The following is a 12979-nucleotide window of genomic DNA, read 5'->3' on the forward strand; positions in this document are numbered from 1 at the left end:
AACTCTACTGCTGCGCTTGCTTACAGTGAATCATCAAACCTTGCCATAAAGCTACCGCTATTAAGATCCTTGCTAAAGCTGAGCTTTTCATCAGGAGCTTACAGACATTTACTTAAACTACAGACCCAGCAATTATCTCATAAGTATACTTGTGCTAGAGCTTAAGCTGAAACTTGAGCTTTAGCTTGAGCAGGAGCTGTAAATCACCTCTACTGCTACCCTTGCTTATAGTGAATAATCAAACTTTGCCATAAAGCTTCCGCTATTAATATCCTTGCTAAAGCTGAGCTTTTCATCAGCTGCTACCAGCCATTTACTTAAACCACAGACTCAGCCATTATCTCATAAGTATAATTGTGCTAGAGCTTAAGCTGAAACTTGAGCTTTAGCTTGAGCAGGAGCTGTAAACCAACACTACTGCTGCTCTTGCTTATAGCGAATAATCAAACTTTGCCATAAAGCTTCCGCTATTAAGAACCTTGCTAAAGCTGAGCTTTTCATCACTTGCTACCAGCTTACTAAACAAAACCAATGCATTTATAGCCATTAAATCATTGCTCTAAAGTGCTAAGGCTTAAGCTACAGCTTAAGCAGGCGCAAGAGCAAGAACGAACGCAAGATCTTGAGCAAGAGCGAGAATGAGAGTGAGAGCAAGCGCTGGTGCTTGAGCTGTAGCTGGGGATGGAAGGCTACAATACTACTGGTGCTTTGCTTTTAGAACGTAATTTTTGATATTCATTATATACATAGATTTGCACCTATAAAATTGTTAAGTAATCAAGCAAAAAGGATAAATTTACCTTTAAATATCGCAGAAATTTTGATACTCTAGATACTCTTTTTTAGAAGTATTACTTATACAACTTAAGTTAGTACTTTTAGAGTATGTTTAGGTATTTTTTGATTAAATTTAAGAAAGTGTGAGTGCAAACGTTGCCTATCAGCGTTAAGCAATTGGTTTTGTTTATCCAAAAGTTTATAATTTTCTAATAGCATTGGTAAAAATTCTTTTAATACTTGGTCTTAAGTTTAAATAGAGTTTACTAACTAACTCAGTACTTTTGAACTGGTTAAACTTGGATAAAAACTCCACCATAAGTTTGATTTCATGTTATCTAGAATATGCCATTCTAGATGTATTTATTTAATTTCACAGCGCTTATTTTTTCTAATTTTCTATTCAGAAGATATGCTTTTGCCGTAAAAGGCAGCGTTGTGTTTAAATACAAGGTTTCAAACAATTTAGACTATTATCTAATAGTTTTCATTGCTGGTGTGTTTACCATCTTAATAATAAGGAGAGCGTTAATCCTAACTTTATGAGCTACGTTTTTTAACTTGTTATGGTTAGAGATACGCTATGTGACATCATGATTACATTTTTGCGCAATAAAAGTACCAAATTTAAAATCATTGCTGGTTTTATGGCTGTGATTTTTGTTAACGTGGTGGTTGTTGGTATTTCTATTTACAACTTAACCATGGCTCAACGAGCTGCTTATACTATTGATGAAACTCTTTCTACTGCTTTCCAGCGTATTAAAAAGGTAGAGGATGCCTTTTTAATTGCTAACCAAAAAGCTATGAAGGGTCTTAATTTAATTGATAAAGATTACACCCCAGAACAGCTTAAAAAAGACATACCTACTTTAGTAGCCAATCTTCGTAAATCAATTATGGATTTACACGAAGATTTTATTATTGATCCAGCCTACACCTCTGCCAACCAAGAATTACGTACCGCAGGTTTTGGCTTTATTCGCCAATTAGAAGACCAAATTGTGCCATTGCTTGACTCTGAAATGGCTGATTTTGCTCTTAATCTTTACATTAGAGATGTAATGCCACTACGTGCTACTGCTTTACGTTGTACAAGTCGTATTGAAGAGCTTCAAATGAAGCAGTGTTTAGATGTTTCATCAGCCGCTGCCGATGAAAACAGCTTGTACTATATTTACGCTTTAGCCGTATTAGGTATCAGCGTAGCAGTAATCATGTCCTTCTTTATTGCTACCTATATCAACAAACAAATTATTGATTTTATTAAGCAGCTTGAACGTATGAGTACTGGTGACTTTACTCAAGAGGCTAAAGTTAAGTCCAAGGATGAGTTTGGTCGTGCCTGTGCTTCTTTAAATCAATTACGTTCTTCTGTAAGTAAGATCGTTCATCTTACCCAAACTGAATGCGACAAGCTTTATACCCGTTTAGACAGTGTTAACCAGTCATCTAATATTATTGCTACTGCCACTGATAATGTTCAAAGCCAGGCCATGACTGTGGCTACTGCCTCTGATCAAATGGTGTCCACCACTGCCGATATTGCCCGCAATTGCGATCGAGCTGCTCAAGGTTCAAATGAGTGTAAGGACATTACCTTAGGTGGTATTGCTTTAATTAAGCGTGCTTTTGAAAATGTCGAGCGTCAGGTAGAAAATACAAAAGATAACTCCAATAAGATTGAGCAATTATCACAAAAGAGCCGTGAGATCTCCTCTATTGTAAGCACCATTGATGAGATTGCTAGCCAGACCAACTTATTAGCGCTTAATGCTGCTATTGAGGCTGCTCGCTCAGGAGACGCAGGCCGTGGCTTTGCTGTGGTCGCTGATGAAGTACGCTCTTTAGCTATTCGTACCGCCCAGTCAACCCAAGAGATTTCACGCATGGTTGACACTATTCAAAGTTATGCCACAGATGCCTCGCACTCCATTAATGTTTCTGTAGAGCATATGGATCATGTTGCTGACGATGCCAAAGAAATTGAGGATTTACTAAATAACATTACCAATAAAGTTAATGACGTAAATATTCAAATTACTCAAATTGCTACCTCTGCCGAAGAGCAAACTACAGCTACTGGAGAAATTTCTGTTAATGCTCAAAATGTAACCAATGCCTCAACAGAAATGACTGAGCAGGCTAACTTACAGGCCAACGCTATTCATGAAACTATTGAGGACGTAAAGGAATTACATAGAGCTTTAGAGTTCTTTAAGATTAGCTCAGAATTCCAACACTAAGTTATCGATTCCTTATTAAGGGCAAGGTGCGCAAAACTTGCCCACCCAAAGCCCGTAAGATACTCTCTTGCGGGCTTTCTTATTTGCTCCACTCTCAAAAAACACACCCTACCAGGCCAGCACGCTTGCTAGCTCGCTCACCTGCCAGCCTTCTTGCCTGCATACCTGCTCGCAGCTCAGTCTACTTGCTTGCTAACACTTACTGTATAGGTAAAGCTGGAAATTTTAGCTTGTGCCTGTAAATTGGCTTGGAATAATAAAGAGCAGTAAGAGCAATTAAACTAGTATGTTGCCTTTTCTCTACTCAAGTTTCAGTGCAAGAGGGAAGGTTCTTTAATTAATTAATTAATTAATTAATTTTAGCCAAGCAAGCTTAATGGTACTTTTAGAGGGCTAGTAATCACTTTTCGTTAAATTACATTAAGAGGGACATAAGGTCTTTGGTAAGATTAATTGCTTAAAGACCATCACTTATTTAAGCGCTCTTGTAAACTTTGATATTAGTCGTATTTTTTTAACTTTTCTTGCTTGTATCAATATCCGTGAGAGTGCTAATATCTATTTAATTATTGCTATTACATCCTTTTAGGGATGGGTGGCATTTTAATCAAAACAACACCTCAAGACTTGGATATTTTTACTATTTTATTGAGCTAACAGCCTTTTAGCTAAACTACTGCCATTTTTAGACCGTTTAAAGCTATGGGCTCATAATAGGAGAGACTAAATTTCGTATTGTGATTAACAATTTTTGTTCTCCTAATTTGCCTAAAATTCTTTAGGAATCTTTAGCTTGTTCCTATTCCTATATTAATAAGATTACTCCCTACTAAAGCTCTCTTATTGGTAATTCTCTTGCTAAAGCAAACATAATTAGGGGCATAGACTTCAAGTCACACAGCGAAAACACATTGGTTAGCAGTCAATTGAGTTCTTTTAGAAACTCTATCTTTAATCTACCAATAGTTTTCTCTTAACAGTTAGTCTTTATAAGAAAAATAGTAGATTTATACTCTTCTTGGGTTTTGATTCTTCGGCTTAAAGTTGATATTTATTTTGGCAAATAAATTGAGAATTTTACTATGAGTTTCTTTCTTAATCTCAGTACTAAAGCAAAGCTGTTATCCAGCTTTATAGTAGTGATATTGATCAACGTAGTGATCTCTATTAGTACTATTATTTCTTTGCATCATAGCCAACAGGCTGCTATTACTATTGATGAGGTTTTAAACAAGGCCTTTACCCGTATTCAAAACGCTCAAGTTTCTGTAGAAGAAATTAAAAGCAAGTTCTCTATGGGTTTAAATCCTGATGAGCCTCACTATGGCATTAATGATCTTATGGCTGCCTCTGGCACTATTTTGTCACAAGCCAAACATAACGTTGATGCTGTAAAACCAGACTATTTAGGCACTACTGAATATCATAATGCTTGTATTAAGCTCCAGCAGAACACCCTAAAAGCTTTAGATATTATCGATAAAGAGGTATTACCTATTGCTAAGCAGGGTGATTTAGAAAAGGCTTATGACAACTTCATGGTTTTAGCTGCTCCTCCTTTAAGTGTAGCTGCTAAAACAGCCTCTGATATTTTTAAACAGCAAAATCAATTTTGTATCAGCTTAACCCAAGAGGCTACTGATAACAAAACCATGATCTTATCTATTGTCTTAACTATTCTAAGTACAGCAATTGGTATCTTCATGGCCATCTTTATCTCTAATTACATTGGTCGTTCTTTAGCTGAACAAGTAAGCATTATCGAATCATTGAAGAATGGCGATTTTAGCTTACACATTCATGCTGGCAATAAGGATGAATTTGGTCAAACTCATGACAAGATTCGCCAATTACGTAATACTTTAAACAACATTATTCTTATGACCCAAGATGAGAGTGGCCGTCTTAAGAATGAAATGGATACGCTTCGTAATATCGCCAAAAAGATTGCAGATGTTTCAAGCAATATCCAAAATCAAGCCATTACTGTAGCAGCAGCCTCTGATGAGATGGTTTCTACTACTACTGATATTGCTCGCAATTGTGAAACAGCTGCTGCTGGCTCTAATTTATGTAAAGAAATTTCCACCTCAGGTATGGAAATTGTTGAATTAGCAATGAAAAATATTCGTCAACAAAGCGAGCACACTAAGGACAACGCCACTAAGATTGAAAACTTAGCCCGTCAATCTCGTGAAATTGGCTCTATTGTAAGCACCATTGATGATATTGCTGCCCAGACTAACTTATTAGCCTTGAACGCTGCCATTGAGGCCGCTCGTGCTGGTGAGGCAGGTCGTGGCTTTGCTGTGGTAGCTGATGAGGTTCGTGCGCTGGCAAGCCGTACCTCTCAATCTACTCAAGAAATTTCTAAGATGGTTAAGAACATCCAAGATGAAGCTACTATGGCCACCGATTCCATTAATGTTTCTGTGGAGAACATGGATAAAGTAGCTGAGGATGCTCAAAACATTGTGCAAATCCTTAATAATATTACTGAGCACGTTAATGACGTTAACACTCAGATTACTCAAATTGCTACAGCCGCTGAAGAGCAAACTGCCGCTACCAGCGAAATCTCAACTCATATGCAAAATGTTACTACTGTAGCTGCCGATATGAGTGCCGATGCTGATAACCAGTACCACGCTATGACTGAAGCAACTCAAGATCTGCAAGAACTTGAAAAGGCCCTTGCCTACTTCAAGGTAAGACCAAAGGATGCTGACAAAGACAAATAATCAGCCCTCTTTTACTTAAAAGCCTTTTTAAGTAAGCATCTTTAATTTATTTGCCATAGCCCAAAGCCTTAGCTCTTTGGGCTTTGGCAAAAATCAATCAATCACCCTCCCTCTTATTGACATTTCAAAATTGACCTCTCTTCACTTCACTTCACACAACACAACATCACATTGCATTACATCGCATCACTTTACTTAGCTTCACCTCAGCTCACCTAACCTCACTTAGCTTTACTTTCCCAAGCTTCATTAAGCCAAACGCACAACTAATTTAGCATCCCCAAATTAATATTCATACTTCATTAAAAGGCACATAGCTCTTATAGATGGTTTTATTGGCAGCTACTACCAAGCAACTGAGCTACCTGGCTAATATTAGTATTTGTCCTTACCCACAACATACTTTGTTGTCAGTTAAACATTTATCCACTACCAACATTAATGACTTGTACTGAGGAAGGAGAAGGATGAAGGCCGAAGGCGGATAGCGGAAAGCTATTTTTCTACTCGCTTAGAACAGCTGCATGCGTCCATACCAAAAGCCTTGGAAGTACTTCTCAAGGCCAAAAGCTCTTGAAAATAAGCTCTTAGCTCGTTGTTCGTAGTAATTGTCTAGCTTTTGCTTGATAAAGCATGCTTGTAAGCTTTAAAGCTGCACAAGTACTAGCTAAAAAGGAGCTGTTTTGTCCCCTATCAACACCACTTCATTAGCCAGTCGCCCCATTTTGTGCTCATTCTTGCTTTCCAAACAGTTTAGGCTCCCTACTTACTAACCACATAAGCAGTCCCATGGACTCAATGTAAAACCATGGAGCCATAGGCGTAATGCAAGCCCTTGAGTGCAATGGAAAGCATGGAGCCATAGGCGCAATGCAAGCCCATGGATACAATGTAAAGTAAAACCATGGGACTATAGGCGCAATACAAGACACTGGTAGCAACGGGATTCTAGCGTATTAGGGTTAAGCTACTTTAATTTAGGGCAGTAGTTGTATGGTGCAATGGCTTAGCAAAATGTATGGATGGATGGATGGATGGATGGATGCTCAGGCGGCTGACGGCTTGTGCTTTTTGCTGTTGGCATAGGACGTAAGGCCTATGGCTTGTGGCTTATGGCATACAGATACAGGCTGGTGTTGTGAGCTGCGGTAAGGAGCACAGGCATACGACCAAATTCTAGCGCTGAGGGATAGTATTGTAGTGATGGACAATTGATGTGGGTTATGTGGTATGGTGATATTTGCGTTTGTGTACGTGCACAAGCAGGCATAGCGGCGAAAACTTGATATCTTAGTAATGTTACCTTGCTATAAGGCCAAAGCCCTTGTAAGAGAACTTACAAGGGCTTTGGGGGAGGCGTTAGCCTAAATACGTACTAATTACTGAAAGATTAGTAATTAATAACGGCACGACGATTCTTTTTCCAGTTAGCCTCAGCATGACCTGGATCTAATGGCTTTTCTTCACCATAAGATACGATGGATAACTGATTTACATCCACGCCAAGGTTTTGCATGTAACGGGCTACAGCACGAGCACGACGCTCACCTAGAGCAATATTGTACTCTGGGGTACCACGCTCATCAGTATGACCCTCGATAATAATACGAGAATCAGGATTGTTGCGTAAGTACTGGGCATGAGCCTGCATTACAGAAACATACTCGTCTTGGATTTGATCACTGTCGTACTTGAAGTAAACAGTGTTGTTTTCTCTTAAAGCTTGAGGGCCTGCAAAGTTTGGATCATAAAGACCATCTTGAGACATATTAGGATCGCCAATAATAAGAGCACCGTCCTCACCTACTTGAGTTACAGTATCTCCAGCAATACCGCCAAAGCCTAAATTATCCTCAATAAAAACATCGCCTGCTAAGCCAGAGTTATCCTGCGTAGCGCCATTGTCTTCAATCCACTCGCCGTCTTGTTGCTGACCATCAGTGCTAGTAGAGCAAGCTGTCAGACCAAACATCATAACGCCTGCTAAAAGTGCCAGAAAAGTTTTTGTTTTCATAAAAATCTTCCTTAATTGCCTGATCCTATAAGTTTAGGAAAGTTATGCAATTGAGAGTTTGCAATGCCTATTTCTCAGGCAATGGGCCCCAAGCTGGAGCGCTAATTTCGCCACGATTACTTGATGGTAAGTTTGCTTTAAAACGGCCATCAGTAGAAACTAATGCTAAGCCTTTGCGGCCTTGGTATACAGTACTATATATTACCATACTGCCATTTGGAGCCACAGAAGGAGACTCATCTAAAGATGAGGTTGTAAGCATATAAATGGAGCCATCCTTATCAACACGGGCTACACGATAACCATTTTGACGTGTGATCACAATTAGAGCATCGCTACCTGGAATTGGGCGTGAAGATAAATTCATTGCACCTTGGTAGGTAATGCGCTGTGATTCTTTAGTGTCAATATTTACAGCGTAAATCTGAGCTCTACCACCACGCTCGGAGGTAAAGAAGATGCGCTTACTATCAGCAGACCAAGCTGGCTCAGTATCGATAGCTCTATTATTAGTTACACGATTATACTTGCCGCTTACTAAGTCGTAATAGTAAATTTCTGGCTGACCATCTTTAGATAAAGTAAATGCAATCTTATTGCCATCTGGTGACCAAGTTGGAGATGAGTTCAATCCAGGGAATGAAGAAAGCTTAGTACGCTCTTTAGAGAAAATATCCTGAACGTAAATGGTTGGGGCACGCTTCTCGAAAGAGACATAAACTAAACGCTTGCCATCTGGTGACCAGTTAGGGGTCATAATAGGCTCAGTTGAGCGTAAGATTGGTACCTCGTTATAGCCATCATAATCGGCAGTCATAAGCTGATATGGGAAACGATCGCCATGACGATAAACGATATAAGCAATACGAGTTCTAAATGCGCCTCTTTGACCAGTTAACAACTCATAAGTACGATCTGATACTAAATGAGCAGCTTGACGTAACTGATTAGGGTTAGTAGTAATACCTCGACGCTCTGCAAGCGGCTTACCCTTATTGGCACCTTGCACACCATAGATCATATAAATGACCTGAAAGTTATTGCTATTGGCTACAGGATTAATTTCACCAGTAACTACAGCCTCAGCACCATTAGCAGCTAAAACGTCAAAGTTAACAGCACCATTTACTATAGAGCCAGCAGGAAGCTGGTTATAGGTAATAGGTGTAAATTTACCTGAACGCATTAAGTCTGCACTAACGATAGCAGAGACATCTACAGGCACTTGCCCTGAGGTTTTAAAAGGTAAAACAACCACTCGACGGCCTTCATTAATACCGCCAGTGATTTCAATTTGGAGAGCTGCTTGTGCGTTAGTCCCTAACAAGATCAGAGACAGCACAACAGAGCCAAGAACACGAATAAAGCGCATGGATCCCCCATAAAAACAATCAACTAAATATAGTTTAGCAAAGCTAACTACACTATTGACCACTTAAGTTAGCAAAATTATTGCAATTAGAGTTTGGCACTATTGTATTACTAAAATGAATTAAAGCTTAAATCTTTGGAGTCATAGTAATTACAATGGTATTGCAGTCTTTACAACCTTGTGGAGGTCGAGGCAACATACCAATTAAATTTAAAGTGGCAATAGCGCTGGCACATACAGTACTGTCTCCTTGGCATTTTTCGTTATAAATCATGCCCTCATTATCTACCGACACAGTAACTACTACCTTTTTACCATTCATTGATGGGTCAATACGCCAGTTTTGCTCAATTAATTGTTGTACCTTATTACCATAAGTCAAACTATCAGATGAGCCTGTTCCAGAGCCTAAGCCCTCGCCACCTTCTACACCATTGGCCTGCCCTAAGAGATCTTTTTCTAAATCATCGGCCTGTTCTTTAAGCTGCTCTTGTTTTTGAGCTTCCATACGGGCAGCTTGCTCAGCAGCCATTTGCTTAGCAATAGCCTCTAACTCAGCCTTTTTCTTAGCCTCAGCCTCTGCTTTCTTTTTAGCTTCTGCTTCGGCCTTTTTCTTAGCTTCGGCCTCTGCTTTCTTTTTAGCCTCTGCTTCGGCCTTCTTCTTGGCCTCTTCCTCAGCTTTCTTCTTAGCCTCAGCCTCGGCCTTCTTCTTGGCCTCTTCTTCGGCCTTCTTCTTAGCTTCGGCCTCAGCTTTCTTCTTTTCCTCGGCTTTCTTTAAGGCTAAGGCTTTTTGACGCTCCGCCTCAGCTTTCTTTTGGGCAGCTAACTGCTTTTCCAGCTCAGCTTTAATGCGGGCCTCTTGTTCAGCCTTTGCCTTTGCGGCAGCTTCTGCAGCCTGCTTGGCCGTATCTTGAACTTGAACTTTTTTAGGCGGTTCACCACTAGGAGAGCCCTTGGCAGGAGGGACATTCACAATAGTAGCATGCATGATCTGGCCTAGCTTTTCCTCTGGTCTTTTAGGTTTCTCTAAAGAAACATTAATTACCAAGGTAGCTAATAAAGCACCATGAAAAAGCATGGCTAAAATAAAAGCAGTTCCAAGTCCAATCTTCATACTAAAAAAATCTAATCCTTAGTAATAGCAATAGGATCAGTAACTAAACCGACACTATCCACACCAGCTCTTTTAAGTGCATTCATTAACTGTATAACACTGTCATAAGCTACTTGGGCATCACCCTGAACCACTACAGGTCTAGTAGGATCCTTACGTAATTCCTCTGAAACTACTGAACCTACAGTGTTTAAGTCAGGAATTTTAACGCTTTGAGAATCAACACTTACAAAGTACTGTCCTGCTTTATCTACAGTAGCAATAATTGGAGTTCTTTGATCCTCATTCATAGCCTCAGCTTCAGCTTGAGGCAAGTCTACAGTAACACCCTGCATTACCACAGGAGCTGTAGCAATAAAGATCACTAACAATACCAACATAACATCAATATACGGTACCACATTGATCTCAGCTACAGTTCTAGATTTACGTCTACGGCCTCTTTCTGCCATTTAACTTACCCTCAAAATAAAAGTTATCAGCTGCATACAAGATACACTCTAGAACCTTTAACTCTCATTATTTACTTGATTGGCCCTTCTTTTATTTTGCACTCCAGGGGAAATATATTGAGGCTCGCTAGGAGGTGCTTTATTTACTTTCTTACCCTCAAAATCATGTCCTGTTCTATAAACAGCACCATTATTGCGAGCTTGATTCATCATGGCTGCATTAGGGGCACCCTTAGGTAGTACAGCTGAACCACCAGGTAATTGAGCACTGTTCATATTATTGCTGTTCCCTGAGCGTGGAGGAACAATGCCTCGATAATTGGCGGCCATATTAGGGTCATTAAAGGCAGCGGCATTGATATTTTGGCCAGAGGCGGCATTAACACCACTTAAAGCCTGGCCTGGTCGAGCTTGAGGCTTGTTATTATTAACCATCTCACGATTAGGTCTAGCAGCAGGTGCATTACCTGAGCTAATAGCGGCCATAGAACCTTGATTTACTACAGGCACAGCATTGGCTGATGCTTGGGCACTAGGTGGCGTTGGGCCATTATTACGCTTGTTGATAGCTTGAGAGTTTAGCTCATGACCTTGATTAATTTGGCTATTAGTATTAGCTACACTATCATTTCCATGTATAGCAGCCTGACTGCCTATAGTGTCATTTTGACCATAAGCATCATAAACATTATTGTTAGCGCCTTTATGAGTCTCTGGTGGGTTAGGCGCTGCACTTGGGTTAATGGCATTAAGATTATTCATAGCAGATAAGTCATTGCCATTAGGGGAAGAACCCATATTATTTTGCACATTGTTGACCATTGGAGCAGAGGCCATTTCATGCTGCTGGCGATTAAGCTGAGAACGAATGGTTACTAAACGACGGTTGAGAATGGTTGAAAACTCATCCATAAAGTTATAGTAACGATTCTCTAAGGCCTCAACTTTGGTAACAAAGCGGTTATAAAACATAACAGCAGGAATAGCAGCAAACAGACCCATAGCAGTTGCAATTAGAGCCTCAGCAATAGGAGGAGCCACCATAGCTAAAGTAGCATTTTTTACTGCTGCTAAAGCTACGAAGGCATGCATAATACCCCAAACAGTACCAAACAAACCAATATATGGACTAATAGAACCAATAGTTGCCAAAGTAGGTAAATGAGTCTCTAATAACTCGACCTCACGAGAGCAAGCTACTTTCATTTGACGATAAGTACCATCCATGACCACATCTTGATCTGCAGGGCCTGAATTAACTAAGCGCACAAACTCTTTAAAACCAGCAGAGTAAATTACCTCAAGTCCCACCAACTCATCAGGACGCTTCATGCAATCCTGATAAAGGTTGTTGAGATCTATACCTGACCAGAACAGATCTTCAAAGGCATCAGCCTTAGCACGACCAATACGGTACTGATTATTGCGTGAAATAATAATAGTCCATGATGCAATTGATAGTGCTAATAAAAACAGCATTACACATTGCACTAAAAAGCTGGCATTCAATACCAACTCAGTAAAGGACAGTGCTCCTTGAGGTTGCATATAAAATTGTTTCTCCACCAGAATAAGGAATAAAGCAGATTAAGCGCCTCTATGCCTATTAATATAATGTGCTTTTCATTTAATTAGAAACCTGAAACTAACAACTTAAAACCACCATCGCCACAAATAATCTTGGTTTTAATTTTAATGTCTCAAGCTTTCAGTATTAAAATGGCTTTCTATTTTATAAGCCCATGAATACAATGTCATGTACAAAAACAAAAAAGGGCAAAAATTATTACCCAACCCCTATACTAAATCACAGCTCTTAGCAAATACTTAGGATAAGCCATAACTTTTCTCACCTTAGGTAAGGGCAATTAACTATGAGTCAACCATTGCTATTAATCTTTGCAGGCCCGAATGGATCTGGCAAATCATCTTGCTACGAGGCTTTAACAAAAACTCTGCCCCCAAAGCTTCAAGCAAATATTGTTAACCCTGATGTTTTTGCACTCAAACTTACCCAAGAGCTGGGCTTTAACAACACCAATGAGCTCAATCCAGATATTAAAGCACAAGTAGATATTGAGGCAGGTAAATTAGCGCTTAAAGCAAGAGAACAGCTCCTTGCCAATAAAGAAGATCTATAGTAAACGACATAAATAATTAGGTAATAAATAAGCTTAGTACTACATTCATGTTAAAATAGTTTTAGGTATAGCTCAATATAGTCTCTTAACATGAAAGTACGTAAATTTAAAACTGATATTGA

General features: G+C 39.5%; 7 protein-coding genes and 1 pseudogene. 3 read left to right on the forward strand and 5 right to left on the reverse strand.

Features of this window, described 5'->3' with window-relative positions:
* Positions 1–1370 precede the first annotated feature (1370 nt).
* Together MXE38_RS03745 and MXE38_RS03750 are read left to right on the forward strand one after the other, a co-directional pair.
* Positions 1371–3023, forward strand: a complete 1653-nt coding sequence (locus tag MXE38_RS03745; RefSeq protein WP_246911634.1) for a methyl-accepting chemotaxis protein — start codon at positions 1371–1373, stop codon at positions 3021–3023.
* Between the two features lie 1145 nt (positions 3024–4168).
* Positions 4169–5764 (forward strand): methyl-accepting chemotaxis protein, encoded by a 1596-nt coding sequence (locus tag MXE38_RS03750; protein ID WP_246911699.1) that lies wholly within the window; start codon positions 4169–4171, stop codon positions 5762–5764.
* Between the two features lie 1390 nt (positions 5765–7154).
* Here MXE38_RS03750 and pal read toward each other — a convergent pair.
* From pal to tolQ, 5 genes and pseudogenes are all read right to left on the reverse strand, one after another.
* Positions 7155–7778 (reverse strand): peptidoglycan-associated lipoprotein Pal, encoded by a 624-nt coding sequence (gene pal, locus MXE38_RS03755; RefSeq protein ID WP_246911702.1) that lies wholly within the window; start codon positions 7776–7778, stop codon positions 7155–7157.
* Between the two features lie 67 nt (positions 7779–7845).
* A complete protein-coding gene (gene tolB / locus MXE38_RS03760) occupies positions 7846–9150 on the reverse strand; it encodes a Tol-Pal system beta propeller repeat protein TolB (protein ID WP_246911704.1) in 1305 nt (434 codons plus the stop codon).
* 127 nt (positions 9151–9277) lie between these two features.
* A complete protein-coding gene (tolA, locus tag MXE38_RS03765) occupies positions 9278–10264 on the reverse strand; it encodes a cell envelope integrity protein TolA (RefSeq protein ID WP_246911721.1) in 987 nt (328 codons plus the stop codon).
* Positions 10265–10275: 11 nt separating this feature from the next.
* Positions 10276–10716 carry a protein TolR gene (gene tolR / locus MXE38_RS03770; RefSeq protein ID WP_246911732.1) on the reverse strand — a complete coding sequence of 147 codons (441 nt, stop codon included), beginning with the start codon at positions 10714–10716 and terminating at the stop codon, positions 10276–10278.
* Between the two features lie 882 nt (positions 10717–11598).
* Positions 11599–12264, reverse strand: a pseudogene (gene tolQ, locus MXE38_RS03775) (protein TolQ); the annotation flags it as partial.
* 326 nt (positions 12265–12590) lie between these two features.
* On the opposite strand from tolQ, the gene MXE38_RS03780 reads away from it, so the two are divergent.
* On the forward strand, positions 12591–12857 hold the full coding sequence (locus MXE38_RS03780) for a hypothetical protein (protein ID WP_246911749.1): 267 nt from the start codon (positions 12591–12593) through the stop codon (positions 12855–12857).
* Positions 12858–12979 lie beyond the last annotated feature (122 nt).

This window comes from Anaerobiospirillum sp. NML120448, from assembly GCF_023050945.1.
Lineage (GTDB): Bacteria > Pseudomonadota > Gammaproteobacteria > Enterobacterales > Succinivibrionaceae > Anaerobiospirillum.

What these genes read in the sequence shown, in the direction of transcription:
- pal (WP_246911702.1), bottom strand. Translation starts at nt 7,778, where the DNA reads ATGAAAACAAAAACTTTTCTGGCACTTTTAGCAGGCGTTATGATGTTT.
- MXE38_RS03745 (WP_246911634.1), top strand. Translation starts at nt 1,371, where the DNA reads ATGATTACATTTTTGCGCAATAAAAGTACCAAATTTAAAATCATTGCT.
- tolB (WP_246911704.1), bottom strand. Translation starts at nt 9,150, where the DNA reads ATGCGCTTTATTCGTGTTCTTGGCTCTGTTGTGCTGTCTCTGATCTTG.
- tolR (WP_246911732.1), bottom strand. Translation starts at nt 10,716, where the DNA reads ATGGCAGAAAGAGGCCGTAGACGTAAATCTAGAACTGTAGCTGAGATC.
- MXE38_RS03780 (WP_246911749.1), top strand. Translation starts at nt 12,591, where the DNA reads ATGAGTCAACCATTGCTATTAATCTTTGCAGGCCCGAATGGATCTGGC.
- tolA (WP_246911721.1), bottom strand. Translation starts at nt 10,264, where the DNA reads ATGAAGATTGGACTTGGAACTGCTTTTATTTTAGCCATGCTTTTTCAT.